This window comes from Streptomyces adelaidensis (genome assembly GCF_016598475.1).
In the GTDB taxonomy this organism is placed as follows: domain Bacteria; phylum Actinomycetota; class Actinomycetes; order Streptomycetales; family Streptomycetaceae; genus Streptomyces; species Streptomyces adelaidensis.
On record NZ_JAEMUX010000032.1, the window covers coordinates 65262 to 84552 of the forward strand.

Annotated in this window: 14 protein-coding genes and 2 pseudogenes; 6 read left to right on the top strand and 10 right to left on the bottom strand. The window is 72.1% G+C overall.

The features are described 5' to 3' along the window. Nucleotides 1-78: 78 nt before the first annotated feature. From cseC to I8N67_RS20100, 6 genes and pseudogenes are all read right to left on the bottom strand, one after another. Nucleotides 79-1473 (bottom strand): two-component system sensor histidine kinase CseC, encoded by a 1395-nt coding sequence (gene cseC, locus I8N67_RS20075; protein WP_372443758.1) that lies wholly within the window; start codon nucleotides 1471-1473, stop codon nucleotides 79-81. Between the two features lie 15 nt (nucleotides 1474-1488). Further along, the gene (gene cseB / locus I8N67_RS20080; protein ID WP_200304531.1) at nucleotides 1489-2196 is read right to left on the bottom strand and encodes a two-component system response regulator CseB; all 708 of its coding nucleotides are present in this window, start codon (nucleotides 2194-2196) and stop codon (nucleotides 1489-1491) included. Between the two features lie 20 nt (nucleotides 2197-2216). Continuing rightward, nucleotides 2217-2912: a hypothetical protein gene (locus I8N67_RS20085; RefSeq protein ID WP_200304532.1), complete on the bottom strand. Its 696-nt coding sequence runs from the start codon at nucleotides 2910-2912 to the stop codon at nucleotides 2217-2219. Beyond that, nucleotides 2900-3451, bottom strand: coding sequence for a SigE family RNA polymerase sigma factor (locus I8N67_RS20090; RefSeq protein WP_200304533.1), 552 nt, complete (start codon nucleotides 3449-3451; stop codon nucleotides 2900-2902). Before I8N67_RS20090 ends, I8N67_RS20085 begins: the two co-directional genes overlap by 13 nt. 336 nt (nucleotides 3452-3787) lie before the next feature. Then, complete coding sequence (locus I8N67_RS20095; RefSeq protein WP_200304534.1) at nucleotides 3788-4684, bottom strand: HhH-GPD family protein; 897 nt, start codon at nucleotides 4682-4684, stop codon at nucleotides 3788-3790. 172 nt (nucleotides 4685-4856) lie between these two features. Then, nucleotides 4857-5905, bottom strand: a pseudogene (locus tag I8N67_RS20100) (LLM class flavin-dependent oxidoreductase). A 319-nt stretch (nucleotides 5906-6224) separates the two neighbouring features. On the opposite strand from I8N67_RS20100, the gene I8N67_RS20105 reads away from it, so the two are divergent. Further along, on the top strand, nucleotides 6225-7058 hold the full coding sequence (locus tag I8N67_RS20105) for a hypothetical protein (RefSeq protein WP_200304535.1): 834 nt from the start codon (nucleotides 6225-6227) through the stop codon (nucleotides 7056-7058). 121 nt (nucleotides 7059-7179) lie between these two features. Here I8N67_RS20105 and disA read toward each other — a convergent pair whose 3' ends face one another. The 3 genes and pseudogenes from disA to I8N67_RS20120 all read right to left on the bottom strand — a co-directional run bounded on the left by disA (nucleotide 7180) and on the right by I8N67_RS20120 (nucleotide 11480). After that, nucleotides 7180-8304 (bottom strand): DNA integrity scanning diadenylate cyclase DisA, encoded by a 1125-nt coding sequence (gene disA / locus I8N67_RS20110; protein WP_200304536.1) that lies wholly within the window; start codon nucleotides 8302-8304, stop codon nucleotides 7180-7182. An 81-nt stretch (nucleotides 8305-8385) separates the two neighbouring features. Continuing rightward, complete coding sequence (gene radA, locus I8N67_RS20115; protein ID WP_200304537.1) at nucleotides 8386-9795, bottom strand: DNA repair protein RadA; 1410 nt, start codon at nucleotides 9793-9795, stop codon at nucleotides 8386-8388. Nucleotides 9796-10092: 297 nt separating this feature from the next. Continuing rightward, nucleotides 10093-11480, bottom strand: a pseudogene (locus tag I8N67_RS20120) (DUF6351 family protein). Between the two features lie 249 nt (nucleotides 11481-11729). On the opposite strand from I8N67_RS20120, the gene I8N67_RS20125 reads away from it, so the two are divergent. Next, nucleotides 11730-13487, top strand: coding sequence for a BACON domain-containing protein (locus tag I8N67_RS20125; RefSeq protein ID WP_200304538.1), 1758 nt, complete (start codon nucleotides 11730-11732; stop codon nucleotides 13485-13487). A 27-nt stretch (nucleotides 13488-13514) separates the two neighbouring features. Here I8N67_RS20125 and I8N67_RS20130 read toward each other — a convergent pair whose 3' ends face one another. Continuing rightward, the gene (locus I8N67_RS20130; RefSeq protein ID WP_200304539.1) at nucleotides 13515-14396 is read right to left on the bottom strand and encodes a DUF3109 family protein; all 882 of its coding nucleotides are present in this window, start codon (nucleotides 14394-14396) and stop codon (nucleotides 13515-13517) included. Nucleotides 14397-14467: 71 nt separating this feature from the next. Here I8N67_RS20130 and I8N67_RS20135 point away from each other — a divergent pair, with 71 nt between their 5' ends. The 4 genes from I8N67_RS20135 to ilvD all read left to right on the top strand — a co-directional run bounded on the left by I8N67_RS20135 (nucleotide 14468) and on the right by ilvD (nucleotide 19155). Continuing rightward, nucleotides 14468-15400, top strand: a complete 933-nt coding sequence (locus I8N67_RS20135; protein ID WP_200304540.1) for a Ppx/GppA family phosphatase — start codon at nucleotides 14468-14470, stop codon at nucleotides 15398-15400. 271 nt (nucleotides 15401-15671) lie between these two features. Continuing rightward, on the top strand, nucleotides 15672-16493 hold the full coding sequence (locus tag I8N67_RS20140; protein WP_200304541.1) for a sugar phosphate isomerase/epimerase family protein: 822 nt from the start codon (nucleotides 15672-15674) through the stop codon (nucleotides 16491-16493). Then, nucleotides 16490-17107, top strand: coding sequence for a TetR/AcrR family transcriptional regulator (locus I8N67_RS20145; RefSeq protein WP_200304542.1), 618 nt, complete (start codon nucleotides 16490-16492; stop codon nucleotides 17105-17107). Before I8N67_RS20140 ends, I8N67_RS20145 begins: the two co-directional genes overlap by 4 nt. A gap of 194 nt (nucleotides 17108-17301) precedes the next feature. Then, a complete protein-coding gene (gene ilvD / locus I8N67_RS20150; protein WP_200304543.1) occupies nucleotides 17302-19155 on the top strand; it encodes a dihydroxy-acid dehydratase in 1854 nt (617 codons plus the stop codon). Nucleotides 19156-19291: the final 136 nt, after the last annotated feature.

Sequence of the window (19291 nt, forward strand, 5' to 3'; positions counted from 1 at the left end):
GTCGTGGCTCGTCGCGCAGTTCCCCGCGCCCCTGAAAAGCAGGGGCTGCGCGAGCGCCAGCGCGCGTGCGCGGTCGGCTCACCCGTCCCCCGACAACGGCAGCATCGGATAGCTGCCCGTGTTCGTCGGAGCGTGCTCCGGGAGCCACAGCACCGCGACCGCCCCCTCCGCCGGCACGTCGTCCGGGGCTCCGGCGGGGCGGACGTTGCGGAAGGTGAGGCGGGCGCCGAGGACCCGGGCCTGGCCGGCGGCGATGGTGAGGCCGAGGCCGTGGCCCTGGCCGGCCCGGTCGGAGGCGCCGGTGCGGAAGCGGCGGGGGCCGTCCGCGAGGAGGTCCTCGGGGAAACCGGGGCCATGGTCGCGGACCCGGATGACGCGGCCCTCGACGGAGACCTCGATCGGCGGCCTGCCATGCTTCGCCGCGTTGGCCAGCAGGTTCAGCAGGACACGTTCGAGGCGCCGGGGGTCCGTCGTCACCGCCGACTCATGGACGATCTGTACGCGCACACCCGCGTCCTTCGCCGCCACCCGCCGGGCCACGAACTCGCCCAGCAGGATGTCCTGCAGCTCCGCCCGCTCCGAGGCGCCGTCGAGACGGGCCACCTCCAGGACGTCCTCGACGAGGGTGCGCATCGCCTGCGCCCGGTCGCGGACCAGTTCGGACGGGCGGCCCTCAGGCAGCAGTTCCGCCGCGGTGAGCAGGCCCGTCACCGGCGTACGCAGCTCGTGGGCGATGTCCGCGGTCACCCGGCGCTCCGCCTCGATGCGCTGCCGCAGGGTGTCGGCCATGGCGTCCACGGCCCGCGCCAGCTCGGCCGTCTCGTCACGTACGGCACCGCCGATCGCGTCCTGGACCCGGACGTCCGACTCGCCCCTGGCCACCTGGTGCGCGGCGGCCGCCGCCTTGCGCAGCCGGCGGGACATCTGGCCGCCGATGAGCACACCGAGTGCCGAGCCGCCGAAGACGACCGCGATCGAACCGATGAGCAGGGCCTGGTCGAGATCCCTCATCACCGTGGAGCTGTGGTCGGTGAAGCGGGTGTTCAGGGACAGCACATGGCCGTCCTTCAGCGGGACCGCCGCCCAGATGTCGGGCACGCCGTTCGCACCCTCGGACACATAGGTGGCCCGGCGGCCCTCCTCGGTCTTGGCCCGCAGGTCCCCCGGGATGCCGGGGTCGTCGATCTGCACCCCGAAGGCCCCGGACTTCAGCGTGCGGCCCGACTCGTAGATGCGCTGAGCGACCTGGAGGCGCTCGTCGGCCAGATCGCGCGCGTTGTCGAGCATCGACACTCGCGCCGCGTTGTGCACGACCAGGCTCAGCGCGATCGCCACCAGCGCGCCGACCAGCGCGATCGCCGCGCTCAGCTGCCAGCGCAGACCGGTACGGATGCCCGGGCCGGGACCCGGCCCGAGGCCGACGGCGCCTGACGACATCCGGCCCCGCCCTCTTCGTATCCTCCTCATGTTCATGCCGGCCCCGCCCGCTCAGGCCTTCAGCTTGTAGCCGAAGCCGCGGACCGTGTCGATCCGGTCCTGACCGATCTTCGTCCGCAGCCGCTGCACATGGACGTCGACGACCCGGGTGTCGCCGCCCCAGCCGTAGTCCCACACGCGTTCGAGCAGCTTGTCGCGGGACAGGACCGTGCCGGGGGCCGAGGAGAACTCCAGGAGCAGCCGCATCTCGGTCGGGGTGAGCGCCACCGGCACCCCGGATCTCCGTACCTCCATGCCCTCCGTGTCGATCTCCAGCTCGCCGAAGGTGAGCACCGCGGCGGCGCCCGCGTCGGCGGCGTCCTCGGCCCTGGCGGCACCGCCGCTCGCGTGGCCGAAGCGCCGCAGCACCGCGCGGATCCGGGCGACCAGTACGGCACCGTCGAACGGCTTGGTCACATAGTCGTCGGCGCCTGCCTCCAGGCCCAGCACGACGTCGATGGAGTCGGCGCGCGCGGAGAGCATGATCACCGGGACGGTCGACTCGTCACGGATACGGCGGCACAGCGAGACCCCGTCGAGGCCCGGGACCATGACGTCGAGGAGGGCGATGTCGGGCCGGTCCGCGCGGAACGCCTCCAGGCCCGACAGCCCGTCGGGCATGGCCGTGACCGCGAAGCCGTCCCGCTCCAGCGCGAGCTGGGTGGCCTCACGGATGACGTCGTCGTCCTCGACGAACAGGACATGGGTCTGCTCTGCCATCCGGTGTTCTCGTCCACTTCTCAACTCGGTTCGGGGGTGGCCGTCTCCGTGCCGCCCACCGCCGTGTTGTACTCGGTGCGCGTACTGGACCGCTGTACGAAACGGTCCTTGATCCAGCGGTAGGTGGTGACTTCCTCGCTGGACGGGTACGACGACGGATCGCCGTTCTCGTACAGCTGTCTGGTGACCAGGAGGTCGCCCCGGTCGATCTCCGTGTAGACGGGGGGCTGTTCGGAGAGGAACACGCTCCGGTACGTCCCCTTCTCCGGGCGGTACACGTACGAGGCCACCCCGACGGCGTCCGCGCAGGTCATCACATTCACCACGATGTCGTCCGTCGAAGCCCCGGTGAGCCCGCCGTACGTCACGTCGACCGGGTACTCGTCGGCCACACAGGGTTCCAGGTCGTCCTTCACCGCCTTGCTGACCCGCGGGTCCGCCCGCACCATCCGGACGACCTCGCCGACGCTCGGATGTTCCGCGTCGGAACCGGCACTGACCTGGGCGTCGGCCGAGGCGGCGGCGGACGGTGAGGCCGCGCCCGCCGCGAGGGAGTCGCTGTCGGCCGGCCCTTCGTCGCGTGCGCCGGTCCCGCCCGTGCCGCAGGCGGAGACGGAAAGGCCGAGGGCGGCGAGCACGGTCACCGCCGTGATCACCGCCTTGGTGGCCTGCCTGGCCCCCGGACCGGGGCCGGCCGCCGTGCTCAGGCCGCGCAACGCTCCTGCTCCTTGCTCGCTTCGAGCACGCGGACGGCGCGCTCTTCGTGATCCCGCGACTCCAGCTCCTCGCGGAGCCGGGCCAGCGCACGGTGGAGGGTGCTCTTGACCGTCCCCGCCGACATGCCGAGGGCGGCGGCCGTCTCCTCCGTGGACATCTGCTCCCAGTGTCGCAGCACCACGACACTGCGCTGCTTGGGAGCGAGCACCTTCATGATGTCCATGAGGAGGGCGCGGTCCGCGTGCTGCTCGGTGGAGTCGTCGATGCACGCGTCCGGCAGCTGCTCGGTGGGGACCTCCTCCAGCCGCCGAGCTCGCCACCACTCCGTCCGCGTGTTGATCATGACCCGGCGCAGATACGCGTCCGCCAGCCGCTTGTCCGCGATGCCGTCCCAGCGCCCGTACGTCCGCGCCAGCGCCGTCTGCAGCAGATCCTGGGCGTCCACCGGGTCCGGCACGAGCCGGCGGGCGCTGCGCAGCAGCGCGTCCTGCCGGGTACGGACGTACTCCTCGAATTCGAGCACCTCGCCGTGCGCCATGATCAACCGCCTCCGTCCCCGTTTCCGGCATCCGCGCTCGCGCGCCGCCGGCTGTCCGCCGCTTCGTGTCGTTCGTTCCGCCGGATCCGCTGGTTCGTTCTCGCGGGTGCCTGCGGTACGCCAATGAAGTTACGGAGGGGTTGTCACGGAGGTGTCCGAGGCAGCCTGCGGAGAACGCTCGGCTGTCCGTCGGTTGTGTAACGGAAGTAGGTACGGGGTAGGGCGGGACGGGTTTCTGGGTGGTGATGGGGTGATTTGCCTCGCCGGGCACCGCCCGCTCACCCATCGGGTCTGTGTCGCGGTGATGCCTCGGCGAGGTGCGGGCTGTGGACGCGGTCAGGTGAGGGGGAGGCGGTACAGCCCGTCCGGAAGGGGTTCCACCAGCCCGTCGGCGACCAGACCGTCGAGAGCGCGGGCGCGCTGTACGGGCTCGTCCCACACCTGGTCGAGAACCGCCTGCGGTACGGGCGCGATCGCGTCCCGCAGTACGGCGAGGAGCTTGCCGCGGACCTGGCGGTCGGTACCGGCGTACGTCTGACCGCGCCGGGCCGGACCCTCGTGCGCGGGCTTCCCGGCGAGCCGCCAGGCGCACTGCCCGGCGATCGGACAGCGCGCGCACGTCTCGTTCTTCGCCGTGCACACCAGCGCGCCCAGCTCCATCGACGCGGCCGCCCAGCGGGACGCCGTCCCGTCGTCCTCGGGCAGCATCGCCCGGGCCAGCTTCCGCTCGGCCGCCGTCGTGGCGTTCGGCGGGTACTGCGTGCCGGTGACCGCACGGGCCAGGACGCGCCGGACATTGGTGTCCAGCACCGCGTGCCGCTGCCCGTACGCGAACGACGCCACCGCCGCGGCCGTGTACTCACCGATGCCGGGCAGCGCGAGCAACTGCGCGTGATCCCGCGGTACGTCCCCGCCGTGCCGTTCCGTTATGGCCGCCGCCGCGCCGTGCAGCCGTAGCGCGCGCCGCGGGTACCCGAGGCGGCCCCAGGCGCGCACCGCCTCGCCCGGCGGCTCCTTCGCGAGGTCCGCCGGCCGGGGCCAGCGGGCCAACCACTGCTCATAGATGGGCAGTACGCGATTGACCGGGGTCTGCTGGAGCATGAACTCGCTGACCATCACCCCCCACGGGCCGGCCTCCGGCCGCCGCCAGGGCAGGTCACGGGCGTGCGTCTCGAACCAGGAGATCACCGGGGTGTGCAGGGGCAGGGGCTTGGGTTTTGTGGGTGCAGTCATGGCGTCATCGATCCTGCCATGTCGCTCCGCTGGGTGGGTGGGGGCGCGTCGTGGGCGGTGCGGTGGGTTGGCGGGTGCGGGTGCGTGGGGGCTGGTCGCGCAGTTCCCCGCGCCCCTGAAAAGCAGGGGCTGCGCCCCGTGCTTTTCGCTTTCGGCGCCCGAGCCTCCTGGGTCACGCGGGCCGGCCCAGTTGTGGGCCAAGCTTCGTCGCGATGTCCGTGAGGATCTGGACGTAGTCGTCGTGGGCGAAGGTGAAGGGGAGGGCGAAGGCGACCTCGTCGATCTCGCGGAAGGCGACGTTCGCGTGGAGTCGCTCGGCGATCTCGGTGGAGGTGCCGACGAGGTCGGGGGCGAAGAGGAGGCGGGCGGGGCCCTGCGGCGCGGTCGTGCGGGGCAGGCGCTCGGCCGCGTACGCCTCGTATCTGGCGCGCTGCTCGGCCGTCGCGGAGTCCGTGGGGATGACGACGAGTCCCTGGGAGACGCGGGCACGCTCGCCGTCGGGGTGGTGCGCGCGGAACTCCCGGATGTGGGAGAGCTGGATCTCGGCGAAGTCGGCCGAGTCGGCCGGGCCCGAGGCCTCTTCCGCCTTGACGACGCTGCTGGTCAGGAAGTTCATGCCGTTCTCCCCGGCCCAGCGGGCCGACCGCAGGCTGCCGCCGCCGTACCACGGACGAGCGCCCAGGCGGGGGAGTACGGCTGGACCCGGTCGGAGAAGACCTCGAAGCCCTCGGTGCCGCTGAAGTCGGTGGCCGCCTCGCCCCGCACGAAGCCGAGGCGCCGCCGGACCCGTTCGAAGCTGAAGTCCTCGGCGTCGGCGGTGTCCGGGTGGAGCGCCGGCTTGACGGTGTCGTAGTGCATCGGCGGTCCCACGCTGACACCCGGGTTGAGCCGGCCGCCGCAGAGCAGGTCGACCGTGGCCAGGTCCTCGGCGAGCCGCAGTGGGTTCTCCCAGCCCAGCGGGATGACGGCGGTGCCCAGTTCGATACGGCTCGTGCGCTGCGAGGCGGCGGCCAGGACGGCGACGGGGGAGGAGATGCCGTACTGCAGATGACGGTGGCGCAGCCACGCGCTGTCGAAGCCGAGCCGTTCGCCCAGTTCGATGATCTCCAGGGTCGATTCGTGGCCCCCGCGGGGGTCGGCCGCGTCGAACAGCCCGATGGTCAGAAAGCCCAGCTTCCGCAGCGGCCTCGAAACAGGTGCGTCTGATTCTGATCCGCTCATCGTGTTCTCCAGCCTGCTCCGGTGGGGGTGACGATTGTGGCAGGAGGGGTTGGGAGGCGGGTGGTCGGTTTCGTTCGCGTGGATTTCGCGTGCGTGGATTTCGTGAACGGGCGGTGGGGGGTCGGGAGTTCGTGACGTTCGTACGAGCCGGTGCCGGTTACGGACGGTGTGTGCGCAGGCCTTCTGATCACGTACGGCGATCGTGGACCGCCGGGTCGGGGCGGTGGTCGGGACGACCGGGATGATGATCCGTAAAAGTTGAGGTTTAGGGCGGCGGGTGGGGCGAGCGACGGGGCGGATCTCTCGTACAGTTTGCGCCGTGGGATCTCTGCGCAATCCGATCGGGCCGCTTCCCTCCACCATCTACTGGCGACGGAGGGCCATTCTGCTGACCGTCGTCGGTCTGCTGGCGCTGCTGGTCGTATGGGTCGTCGCCGGCGGTGGCGGGAACGGTGACAACAACGCGGGCGAGCCCGACGGCAAGAACCCCGCGACCTCCATCACTCCCGGCCCGTCCGGTTCCGGTCCCGCGATCAGTGAAGCCCCGGGCGGACGTGACGAGTCGGGGGACGAGTCGAGTTCCGGCGGCGACAGTTCGGGTTCCGGCAGTGGTTCCGGCTCGGACTCGGGGTCGGGGTCAGGGTCAGGGGGTGCCGGTGGTGGGTCCGGTGCCGCCGGGGGCGGTACGTCGGACGACGGGGGCAAGAACGGGAGCAGTTCCGGTGAGCAGGTGCCGGCGGGGTCCAGCCTGCCCGACTGCACCGCCGCTGCCGTGAAGTTGACCGTGCGCAGTGTCCGTAACTCCTACGAGCCCGCGGTGAACCCCACGTTCGAACTCATCGCCCGCAACTCCTCCGGCAGTGACTGCAAGCTCGACCTCGGGCCGGACAACACGGTCGTGACGATCACCGCGGCCGACGCGGACGACACGTTCTGGGCGTCCGACGACTGCCATGAGACCGCGGGCAGCCTGGTGTTCAAGGTGCCGGCCGGGGACCGGGTCACCTACACCGTGGAGTGGAACCGGGACCCCAGCGCCCCCAACTGTGCGACTCCGTCGGCCGGTTCGGCCGTGGCCGGGACGTATCTCGTGGAGGCGAAGGCGCCCGGGCTGGCCACGGCCCGTCAGTCCTTCGTGCTGGCGAAGGACTGACGGGCGTCAGGGACGGCTTGGTCTGGGGCTGTGCCCCCAGCTGTGCCCCCAACCCCCGTCGGCCTTCGGCCTTGTCCTCGAACGCCGGACCGGCTGAGAGAGGGCGGACGTCAGGCGTGAGCTAGACGTAGCGCTCCAGAATCGACGACTCCGCCAAGCGTGACAGGCCCTCGCGGACGCTCCGTGCGCGGGCCTCGCCCACGCCGTCGACCGTCTGGAGGTCGTCGACGCTCGCGGCGAGGAGCTTCTGGAGGCCGCCGAAGTGTTCGACGAGGCGGTCGATGATGGCGCCGGGCAGGCGCGGCACCTTGGCGAGGAGGCGGTAGCCGCGCGGGGAGACGGCGGAGTCCATGCCCTCGGGGGAACCGGTGTAGCCGAAGGCGCGGGCCACGGTGGGAAGTTCGAGGAGCTCGGCGTGGGGGAGCGCGTTGAGTTCGTGGAGGGCCTCGTCGACCGTGCGGGAACGCTTGGCGGTCGGCTCGGGCACGTAGTCCCGGACGACCAGCTCGCGCTCCGGCTCCACGCCCGCGATCAGCTCGTCGAGCTGGAGGGTGAGGAGGCGGCCGTCCGTGCCCAGTTCGACCACGTATTCGGCGATTTCGGTGGCGATGCGCCGGACCATCTCCAGTCGCTGGGCGACCGCCGAGACGTCCCGGACCGTCACGAGGTCCTCGATCTCCAGCGCCGACAGCGTGCCCGCGACCTCGTCGAGGCGGAGCTTGTACCGCTCCAGGGTGGCGAGGGCCTGGTTCGCGCGGGACAGGATCGCCGCGGAGTCCTCCAGGACCCGCCGGTGACCGTCGACGTACAGCGCGATCAGCCGCATGGACTGGGAGACGGACACCACCGGGAAGCCGACCTGCTTGCTCACGCGGTCGGCCGTGCGGTGCCGGGTGCCTGTCTCCTCGGTGGGGATCGTCGGGTCGGGGACCAGTTGGACGCCCGCGCGGAGGATCTTGGACAGGTCCGAGGCCAGGACGATGCCGCCGTCCAGCTTGCACAGCTCACGCAGGCGCGTGGCCGTGAACTCGACATCGAGCACGAAACCGCCCGTGCACATGGCTTCGACGGTCTTGTCGGAGCCCAGCACGATGAGTCCGCCGGTGTTGCCGCGGAGAATCCGTTCAAGCCCGTCGCGCAGCGCCGTGCCTGGGGCCACGGCGCTCAGTGAGGCGCGCATCAGGCCATCGGCACCGGAGCTCCCACCGGACTTTCCGGGAGCTGCTGCCCGGTCGTTGGCTGCCACTGCACTCCTCCGGTCGCAGGTTCTGGGGCGCTCCCGTTTCGCACACGTTGTTCGTACGGACGGGCGAGACCTGGGCAAAGTCTACCGGCGGTCCTCCTCGTCCCGTGGGGCCTCTCGCCGACGCGATCGAGGCAGTACCCGAAGCGCCTCTCCCATGTCGGCGACTTCCAGGACCTTCATACCGGGAGGAACCTTGCCGGGATCGGACGGAACGAGCGCGTGCGTGAAGCCGAGGCGGTGTGCTTCGGAGAGGCGGCGCTGGACGCCCGTGACCCGTCTGACCTCGCCCGCGAGGCCCACTTCGCCGATCGCCACGAGGTTCTTGGGCAGGGGGGTGTCGGTCGCCGCCGACGCCAGGGCGAGGGCGATCGCCAGGTCCGCGGCGGGTTCGGAGAGCTTCACGCCGCCGACCGTCGCCGAGTAGATGTCCCGCTTGCCCAGCGCGCTGATCCGGCCGCGCTGCTCCAGGACCGCGAGCATCATCGACACCCGGGAGGTCTCCAGGCCGGACGTCGTACGACGGGGGGAGGGGAGCTGCGAGTCGACTGTGAGCGACTGCACTTCGGCGACCAGGGGGCGGCGGCCCTCCAGGGTCACCGTGAGGCAGGTGCCCGGGACCGGTTCGTCGCGGCGGGTCAGGAACAGGCCGCTCGGGTCGGTCAGGCCCGTGATGCCTTCGTCGTGCAGCTCGAAGCAGCCGACCTCGTCCGTGGCGCCGTAGCGGTTCTTGACACCCCGTACGAGGCGGAGGCGGGCGTGGCGGTCGCCCTCGAAGTGCAGGACGACGTCGACCAGGTGCTCCAGGAGGCGGGGGCCCGCGATCGCGCCGTCCTTGGTGACATGGCCCACGAGGAGCGTGGACATGCCGCGTTCCTTGGAGGCGCGGATGAGGGCGCCGGCCACCTCGCGGACCTGGGCCATGCCGCCGGGGGCGCCGTCGATCTCGGGCGAGGCGATGGTCTGGACGGAGTCGAGGATCAGGAGGGCGGGCTTGACGGCGTCCAAGTGGCCCAGGACGGCGGCGAGGTCGGTCTCGGCGGCGAGGTACAGGTGGTCGTGGAGGGCGCCGATGCGGTCGGCGCGGAGGCGGACCTGGCTGGCGGACTCCTCGCCCGTGACGTACAGGGTGGGGTGCTCGGCGCCGGCCGCCTTGGCGGCGACGTCGAGGAGGAGGGTGGACTTGCCCACGCCGGGTTCGCCGGCCAGGAGGACCACGGCGCCGGGGACCAGGCCGCCGCCGAGGACCCGGTCGAGTTCCGGGACGCCGGTGGTGCGGGCGGTGGCCTGGCTGCCGTCGACCTGGCCGATCGGGACGGCGGACGTGGTGACTCGGCCGGGCGCCGTCGTACGGACCGCGGGCGTGCCGTACTCCTCGACCGTGCCCCATGCCTGGCATTCGGGGCAGCGGCCGAGCCACTTGGCCGTCTGCCAGCCGCACTCCGTGCAGCGGTAGGACGGACGGTCCTTCGTGGATTTGGTACGGGTGGCCATGCACGAACCGTAACGGAGGCCACTGACAGCCTCCGGCGGTTGGGGGGATCGGCGTGCGGGTTCGGTGGGGCTGGTGCCTGCGTGTGCGGGTTCGGTGGGTGGATTCGCGTGCGGTCCGGGGGCGTGCCGGGGGGTGTCCGTCCTCGGTCTGGCGCGGAATGGGTCGCCCCGAGAGGTCCAGCCCGTTGACGCGCCAGCCGCTGCGGGCGGACACCCCCCCCGGCACACCCCCTTCTCGCCGTACGCGGGTGGCCCGCCGTGGGGGTGCGGGCCCGCTTCCGTGGGCAGCCTATGGGGCTAGTGGCGGCGGGCGATCGTCAGTTCTGCCGGGGTGTACGGGATGTATGCCGCGCCGTCCAGGTTGAGGTCCACCGCGGCTGTCTGGAGGGCGGCCGGGGTTGCCGCGGCGCCCCAGCGGCCGGTGTCGAGGCGGTGTTCTACGGCGCGGAGTGCGGCTACCGTCTCGGCGACCGTGAAGGAGCAGTGGCCCTGGCGTTCGGTGTATGCCTGGCGGAGCAGTGCTCCGTCGCCGGAGGCGCGGACCCGGTCGGCGAAGCGGTTCTCCTGCTCGACGGGGACGAGGTCGTCGGCCGTGGTGTGGATGTCGAGGAGGGGTACGGCCAGGCCCTGGCCGGCGGACGAGGTGCGCTCGCCGGTGGCCACCGCGGCCGGGTCGGCGGTGATCGTGGCCCCGGCCGTGAGCGTGCGCAGATCGGCGCGCAGGTTCAGGCCCGCCTCCCGGTACACGGCGCTGACCAGCGGCGCGTGCTGGGAAGCGGCCAGCACGCGCGCGTAGTCGGTGCCCTTGTTCCCGGAGTTGTTGCCGCCGAGGGCCTTCTCGACGTCGTAGCGGGCGCCCACGACGCGGTTCAGGACGCCTTGCGCGAACCAGTCGTACTGCTGTTCCTGCATGGCCGCCCAGTCACCGGCCTCGGGGCGGTCCTTGCCGGGCGACCATGCGGGCAGGTTGAGGAAGGCGGCGGCCAGTGCGATCCTCGCCCGGCCCTCGGGGGTCTTCTGCGCGGTGGTCACGGCCGTGATGAGCTGCTGGGTGGTGGCCGTCGCCTCGGCCCGGGACGTGAAGCCGACCAGCTTCACGTCCGTGTCCGGCAGGAGGAGGCGGGCGATCGTGTACTCGGCGTCCAGCTGGTAGCTGTGCAGGTCGTTGGCCCCGGCGACGAGGCCGCACAGGCCCAGGGCCCCGTCGATGCCACCGTCCCCGGAGCGGGCCAGCTGGGCGTTGACCAGGCCTCCCATGGACTGGCCCATGGCCAGCGTGCGGCTCGGCTCACCGATCCTCTCGGTGACCGCGTCGATGGTGGCGAGCTGGTCCCGCTCCGCGCTCTCCAGGGCCCACAGGGTCTCGCTGGTGTCGTACGAGGAGCCGGCCAGCGCGTAGCCCTCTTCGAGGAGACGCAGGCGTACGCCTTCGTTGGGGGCGTTCTGGGCGGTGGTGGCGCCGAAGCCGTGGCTGAAGACGATCAGGGTGCCGTTCCAGTTCTCCGGGACGTCGGCGATCCAGGTGGCTCCGTCGGGGTGCCACCGAGGCGTCCGGTGACCGCGGCGGCCGGCGCCGCCGTCTGGGGGGTGGCGGTCGAGACCGAGGCGCCGGTCAGGGAGAGGACCACGGTCGTGGCGAGGGCGGCGAGGGTGCGGGTGGTGGAGCGGCGGGTGCGCACGGGCATGAGGGGGACTCCTGTCGACGCGTGCTGGTGGGGGACCCGACTCGGGGCAACTCGACGTCACCGGGGGCGAGTTGGGCATCAGCAATGTAGGGCCGATTTCTTGTCGTGGTCAAGAAAGTGCACAACATTCATGAGCATGGCAGCGCATTCCGGGATCCCTGTCCCCGTATGAGGGATCGTTTCACCCGTATGGATTAAAAGTGCTGAAGGGGTGGGAAGGTGAAGGTTCCGGGCGCCTACCGTCCACGAATGATGAGCACCAGTCCGGAGACCTCGACCCGCACCAGCGGCGCACACCGGGCGCACCGAGAGGCGCGCGACCGGGCGGCGGCGCGCGCGGTGGGGCAGCGCCCGCCGGCGCGCTACGAGCCGTACCTGGACGGCCTGTTCACCTACTGCATGTCGGTGCTCTGCGACCACGACACGGCGACCGCGGCCCTCGCGGAGGTGCTCGCGCTCGCCGAGCGCCGCCGGGGCCCGGACGACGCGGACGACCGCCGGGCCCGGCTCTACGCGCTGGCCCGCTGGGCCTGTCTGCGCAAACTCGCCGAGGCCCGGCAGAAACGTCAGGGCGCGCACGCCTCCGGGCGCCGCCCCTCGCACGGCGGCGGTGTCGAGAAGCAGCACACCCCGAAGACGGCCCAGGCCCAGAGAGGCGCCGCCAGGACCGCGCCCCTCTCCGAGCACGCGGGCGACCACGACAACGAGGACGAGGAGCGGCAGCGGCGGCGGGAACTCGCGCTGCTGGCCTGGCCGGAGGCCGCCGGCACGACCCCCGAGCAGCGCGAGGCGCTGGAGCTGGCCGTACGCCACCAGCTCGCCGCGCCCGAGGTCGCCGACGTGCTAGGCATGGGCACCGCCGCCGCACGCGAACTGCTCGCCTCCGCCGCCTGCGAGGTCGAGCGCACCAGGGCCGCCCTCGCCGTCGTCGAGACCGGCGCCTGCCCGAGCGTCGCCCGTCTGACCGGCGACCACCAGCTCGTCCTCAGCGCCACCCTGCGACGCGAGCTGGTCCGGCACGTCGACGACTGCCCCGTCTGCCGCCGGGCCGCCGAGCGGGCCGTCCCCGGCCGCTGGCCCGGCACCACCGTCACCCCGGCCGCGCTCCCCGTCCTCGAAGCGCCCCGCGCGGCGCTGGGCCTGGCGATGGCGCACCTCACGCGCACGCGTGGCGGCGCCCCGCGCTTCGACCGGCGCGGATTCCCCATGGACCCGAGGGACCGCGCGGCCCGCCGGGACCGGCTGCGCGCGCGAGCCGTCACCACGACCGTCGTCGCCACCGTCGTCGCCGCGCCCGTCCTCGCCCTCTGGGCCGCCTACCGGGGCGCCCCCCTCATCGGTGAGGGCTTCGACGGCCCCGGGATCACCGCGGGCGAGGAGCACGGCGACGCCGACGGGACCGTCGGCGAAGGCGCGGAGGAGTACGAGACGGCCGGCAACGCCAGGACCGAGCCCGGCGCCCGCCTCGCCAAAGGGAAGGACACGGCGGACGACGTCTCCGTGGAGGTCACCCAGGGGAAGGGGCAGGGCACGCTCGCCGTCACCGCCGAGAACGACGGCGACACCACCCTCATCACCCTCAAGACCACCGGCGACCGACCCGTCCGCTGGTCCGCCCGCACCGGCGCCGACTGGCTCTACCTCAGCCAGTCCTGGGGCACCCTGAAACCCGGCGAGACGCTGACGATCAAGGTGTACGTCGACCAGCTGACCGAACCCGCCGGGTACTGGACGGCGCAGGTCTCGCTCGCCCCCGCGGGTGCCGTCGTCACCATCGAGGGCGCCGGCCCCGTGCCCGCACCTCCGGTCGACCCCCGGCCGACCGCACCCGCCCCGAACCCGGGCCCGCCGAGGCCCACCGACCCGCCCCCGGCACCCGACCCGGACCCCACCGGTCCCGCCCAGCCCGACCCGACCCCGACGCCCACCGACGCGGCCCCCACGGGCCCGGGCGGCCCGACCCCACCGCCGGGCGACGGCGGCCAAGACCCCCCGCCGGCCCCGTAGAGCTAGCGGAGGGGTGCCGATGGTCCGCTACGGCCGTACCGGATCCGCCGGATGCGGAGCCACCAGCGGCAGCCGCGACGCCAGCCGCTCCTCGCACAGCTCGACCAGGCGGTCGTACCCCGCCTTGCCCATCAGCTCGATCAGCTCCGGCCGGTACGACACGTACACCGGGTCGCCCGCGCCGTGCGCCGAGGTCGCCGAGGTGCACCACCAGTGCAGGTCGTGGCCGCCCGGACCCCAGCCGCGACGGTCGTACTCACCGATCGACACCTGGAGCACCCGCGTGTCGTCGGGCCGGTCGATCCAGTCGTATGTCCGCCGGACCGGCAGCTGCCAGCAGACGTCCGGCTTCGTCTCCAGGGGCTCGCGGCCCTCCTTCAACGCCAGGATGTGCAGCGAGCAGCCCGCGCCGCCCGCGAAACCCGGGCGGTTCTGGAAGATGCACGACCCCTGGTACGGGCGGGTCTGGCGCTCGCCGTCCTCGTCCTCCGCGACCCAGCCGGACGCCCTACCCACATCGTGGAGCTGCCAGATCTCCGGCGTGAGCCTCGCCACATGGCCGGCGACCCGCTTCTCGTCGTCCGCGTCCGAGAAGTGGGCACCCAGGGTGCAGCACCCGTCGTCCGCGCGGCCCGCCTGGATGCCCTGGCAGCCACTGCCGAAGACGCAGTTCCAGCGAGAGGTCAGCCATGTCAGATCACAGCGGAAGAGCTGCTCGTCGTCCGCCGGATCCGGGAACTCCACCCACGCGCGCGCGAAGTCGAGCCCCTTCTCGTCGGACACGCGGGACTCCGGGGAGCCCTTCCTCGACTTCTGGGGCTTGGCTGCAGCCTTCACCCGCGAAGAGCCGCCGGCCGCCGCCGCTCCCGCTGCCGACTTGTCGGCCTTTGCCTTTTTCGTCTTGGGCACCCGTCCAGGGTACGGCGCCCGGAGCCACATCAAGGACGGCGCACGGCTTCGCTGGCAGTAGCGTTCCGTACATGAGACTCGGTGTCCTCGACGTGGGATCGAACACGGTGCATCTGCTGGTGGTGGACGCACACCCGGGCGCACGCCCCCTGCCCGCGCACTCGCACAAGGTGGAACTACGCCTTGCCCAACTCCTCGACGAGGCCGGGGCGATAGGCCCCGAAGGGATCGACAAACTGATAGCCGTCGTCCACGAGGCGCTCCAGGCCGCCGAGGACAAGGGCGTCGAGGAGCTGCTCCCGTTCGCCACCTCCGCGGTGCGCGAGGCCAGCAACGCCGACTACGTCCTCGCCCGCGTCAAGGACGAGACCGGCGTCGAGCTGCAGGTCCTCACCGGCGCCGAGGAGGCCCGGCTGACCTTCCTCGCCGTCCGCCGCTGGTTCGGCTGGTCGGCCGGCAAGCTCCTCGTCCTCGACATCGGCGGCGGCTCCCTGGAGATCGCCTACGGCATCGACGAGGAGCCCGACGCCGCCGCCTCCCTGCCCCTCGGCGCCGGCCGCCTCACCGCCGGCTGGCTCCCCGGCGACCCGGCCACCGCCGACGACATCCGCGCCCTGCGCCGCCATGTCCGGGCCCAGATAGCCCGTACGGTCGGCGAGTTCAGCCGCTTCGGCGCGCCCGACCACGTCGTCGCCACCTCCAAGACCTTCAAACAGCTCGCCCGCATCGCCGGCGCCGCCCGCTCCACCGAGGGCCTCTACGCCCAACGCGACCTCAAGCGCGTCGCCCTCCAGAGCTGGGTCCCCAAACTCGCCGCCATGACCACCGCCCAACGAGCCGCCCTCCCCGGCGTCTCCGAGGGCCGAGCCAACCAGCTCCTCGCCGGCGCCCTGGTCGCCGAGGCCGCGATGGACCTCTTCGACGTGGAGACCCTGGAGATCTGCCCCTGGGCGCTCAGGGAAGGTGTGATCCTGCGGCGGCTTGATCACATGGGTACGGCGTAGGCGACGGTGGGGGCGTTCGTTGTCTGCGGGTGGGTGGGGGCTGGTCGCACGGTTCCCCGCGCCCCTGAGAAGCAGGGGCTGCGCCCCGTGCTTTTCAGGCTTGCGGCGCCTGGTCCTTCAGGGGCGCGGGGAACCGCGCGAGAAGCCCCACCGGACCCGCACCCGCCTTCCCCGCTTACCTCCAACGGCGCACAGGCGAGGGCACGCCGCCCCCGGCCGACCACCGGACCCAGGCCCACACGGCCAACCCCGCCCCGTTAGGCTGTCCCGCGTGGCAGACGTCGTACGGATCCCGGATGCGAAGGTCGCCCTGTCCACGGCCTCCGTGTACCCGGAGTCGACGGCGACGGCCTTCGAGATCGCCGCGCGCCTCGGCTACGACGGCGTGGAGGTCATGGTCTGGACCGACCCGGTCAGCCAGGACCTGGAGGCCCTGCGCCGCCTCTCGGACTACCACCAGATCCCGATCCTCGCCGTACACGCCCCCTGCCTGCTGATCACCCAGCGGGTGTGGTCCACCGATCCCTGGGTCAAGCTCCAGCGCGCCCAGGCGGCCGCCGAGAAGCTCGGCGCGAGCACGGTCGTCGTGCACCCCCCGTTCCGCTGGCAGCGCCAGTACGCGCGCGACTTCGTCACCGGGATCTGGCGGATGGCGAACGAGACGGACGTACGGTTCGCCGTCGAGAACATGTACCCCTGGCGCTACCGCGACCGCGAGATGCTCGCCTACGCCCCCGACTGGGACGTGACGAAGGACGACTACCGGCACTTCACGATCGACCTCAGCCACGCCGCGACCTCCCGCACCGACGCCATGGACATGGTCGACCGCATGGGCGACCGCCTCGGCCACGTCCACCTCGCCGACGGCAAGGGCTCGGCGAAGGACGAGCACCTCGTGCCTGGCCGCGGCGGCCAGCCCTGCGCCGAGCTGCTGGAACGTCTCGCCCGAAGCGGTTTCGACGGCCACGTCGTGATCGAGGTCAACACCCGCCGCGCCATGTCGGGCGCCGAGCGCGAGGCCGACCTGGCGGAGGCCCTCGCCTTCACCCGGCTGCACCTCGCCTCCGCCGCGAAGGTCCCCCGGCCGTGACCTCGGCCACCCCTCGCCGCCGGGGACGCCCTCCCCGTACGGAATCGGCCGGCACCCCCGCCACCCGCGACCGCATCCTCGCCGCGGCCCGCGAGGAGTTCTCCGAGCGCGGCTACGACAAGACGTCCGTACGCGGCATCGCCAAGGCGGCCGGAGTGGACTCGGCGCTCGTGCACCACTACTTCGGGACGAAGGAGCAGGTGTTCGAGGCGGCCGTCACGCTCTCCTTCGCCCCGGCCATGGAGGCCCCCAGGACGGTCGAGGAAGGCCCCGCCGACGGCGTCGGCGAGCGGCTCACGCGGTTCATTTTCGGCGTCTGGGAAAACCCGGCGACCCGTACGCCCCTGCTCGCGATCGTCCGTTCCGCCGTGAACAACGAGGCGGCCGCCGCCGTCTTCCGCCGCATCATCGCCACCCAGGTGCTCCGCCGCATCGCCGACCGCCTGGACGTCCCGGACGCGGAACTACGCGCCGAGCTGGCGGCGGCGCAGCTGGTGGGGGTCGCGATGCTCCGGTACGTGATCAAGGTGGAGCCGTTGGCCTCGGCGGACCCGGAGCAGATCATCAAGAGGGTCGCGCCGGTGGTACAGGCCCACCTCACCGCGCCCCGATAGGGGCGCGGGGCTGTATCGATGTGCGGCTCCGCCGCGTGGGCGCGACAAGCCCCCACCGGACCCGCAGTCGAAAACCGAGACGTACATCCCGCATTCCGGACACTCTGTCCACCCCTTGGGTGACCGGCGTAGGCTCGACAACAGTCAGAAGTCTCTGATCGCAGTCTCAGAAGGTCCCTGAAGGAGCGAGCGCGATGCCCGAGCTGAGGTCCCGCACAGTCACCCACGGCCGCAACATGGCGGGCGCCCGCGCCCTTATGCGAGCCTCCGGTGTACCGGGCGCGGACATCGGCCGCAAGCCGATCATCGCCGTCGCCAACTCCTTCACCGAGTTCGTGCCGGGCCACACCCACCTCCAGCCGGTGGGCCGGATCGTCAGCGAGGCCATCACCGCCGCCGGCGGCATCGCGCGAGAGTTCAACACGATCGCCGTGGACGACGGCATCGCGATGGGCCACGGCGGCATGCTCTACTCCCTGCCCTCCCGCGACCTGATCGCGGACAGCGTGGAGTACATGGTCGAGGCCCACTGCGCCGACGCCCTGATCTGCATCTCCAACTGCGACAAGATCACCCCGGGCATGCTGAACGCGGCCCTGCGCCTCAACATCCCCACGGTCTTCGTCTCCGGCGGCCCGATGGAGTCCGGCCGGGCCACGCTCGTCGACGGCACGGTCCGCACCCTCGACCTGGTCGACGCGATGTCCGAGGCCGTGAACGAGAAGATCTCGGACGAGGACATCCTCCGTATCGAGGAGAACGCCTGTCCGACCTGCGGCTCCTGCTCCGGCATGTTCACCGCCAACTCGATGAACTGCCTGGCCGAGGCCATCGGTCTCGCCCTCCCGGGCAACGGCTCGGTCCTCGCCACCCACACCGCCCGCAAGGCGCTGTACGAGGACGCCGCCCGCACGGCCGTGGACATCACCCGCCGCTACTACGAGCAGGACGACGAGACGGTCCTGCCCCGCGCGATCGCGAGCTTCGCGGCCTTCGAGAACGCCATGGCCCTCGACATCGCCATGGGCGGCTCGACCAACACGATCCTGCACCTGCTGGCCGCCGCCCAGGAGGCGGAGGTCCCCTTCGGTCTGGAGGACATCAACGCCGTCTCCCGCCGCGTGCCGTGCCTGGCGAAGGTCGCGCCCAACGTCGCCAAGGACCGCACGTACTACATGGAGGACGTGCACCGCGCCGGCGGCATCCCCGCCCTGCTGGGCGAACTGCACCGCGCGGGCCTGCTCAACGAGGACGTGAACTCCGTCCACAGCGCCTCCCTCGCCGACTGGCTGAAGACCTGGGACGTGCGCGGCGGCTCCCCGTCCCCCGAGGCCGTCGAGCTGTGGCACGCGGCCCCCGGCTGCGTCCGCTCCGCCGAGGCCTTCTCCCAGTCCGAGCGCTGGGCCTCCCTGGACGACGACGCCGCGGGCGGCTGCATCCGCTCCGCCGAGCACGCGTACTCCAAGGACGGCGGCCTCGCGGTCCTCAAGGGCAATCTGGCGGTCGACGGCTGTGTGGTGAAGACGGCCGGCGTCGACGAGTCGATCTGGACGTTCGAGGGCCCGGCGGTCGTCTGCGAGTCGCAGGAAGACGCCGTCCAGAAGATCCTCATGAAGGAGATCAAGGAGGGCGATGTCGTCGTCATCCGCTACGAGGGCCCCAAGGGCGGCCCCGGCATGCAGGAGATGCTCTACCCGACCTCGTACCTCAAGGGCCGTGGCCTCGGTAAGTCCTGCGCCCTGATCACCGACGGCCGCTTCTCCGGCGGCACCTCCGGCCTCTCCATCGGCCACGCCTCGCCCGAGGCGGCCGCCGGCGGCACGATCGCCCTCGTCGAGGACGGCGACCGCATCCGCATCGACATCCCGAACCGTTCGATCGAGCTCCTCGTCGACGACGCCGAGCTGGCCCGCCGCGAGCAGGCTCTCAACGGCGTCTACGCTCCCAAGAACCGAGAGCGCAAGGTCTCCGCCGCGCTGCGCGCCTACGCCGCGATGGCCACCAGCGCGGACAAGGGCGCGGTGCGGGACGTCAGCAAGCTGGGCTGAGGCTGTCTGTTCGTCACCGAGGGCCGTTCCCGAGGGGGGGCGGCCCCCAGCCGGGCCGGGCCGTGCCGTGCTGTGCCATGCCGGGCCGCGTCACCAGCCCGTCGACACCGGCTCACCAGTCCGTCGACACCGGCTC

Bases quoted from the DNA above. Each gene is read 5' to 3' on its own strand.
- cseC (WP_372443758.1), bottom strand. From the start codon at position 1,473: ATGAACATGAGGAGGATACGAAGAGGGCGGGGCCGGATGTCGTCAGGC.
- cseB (WP_200304531.1), bottom strand. From the start codon at position 2,196: ATGGCAGAGCAGACCCATGTCCTGTTCGTCGAGGACGACGACGTCATC.
- I8N67_RS20090 (WP_200304533.1), bottom strand. From the start codon at position 3,451: ATGGCGCACGGCGAGGTGCTCGAATTCGAGGAGTACGTCCGTACCCGG.
- I8N67_RS20095 (WP_200304534.1), bottom strand. From the start codon at position 4,684: ATGACTGCACCCACAAAACCCAAGCCCCTGCCCCTGCACACCCCGGTG.
- radA (WP_200304537.1), bottom strand. From the start codon at position 9,795: ATGGCCACCCGTACCAAATCCACGAAGGACCGTCCGTCCTACCGCTGC.
- I8N67_RS20125 (WP_200304538.1), top strand. From the start codon at position 11,730: ATGATGAGCACCAGTCCGGAGACCTCGACCCGCACCAGCGGCGCACAC.
- I8N67_RS20135 (WP_200304540.1), top strand. From the start codon at position 14,468: ATGAGACTCGGTGTCCTCGACGTGGGATCGAACACGGTGCATCTGCTG.
- ilvD (WP_200304543.1), top strand. From the start codon at position 17,302: ATGCCCGAGCTGAGGTCCCGCACAGTCACCCACGGCCGCAACATGGCG.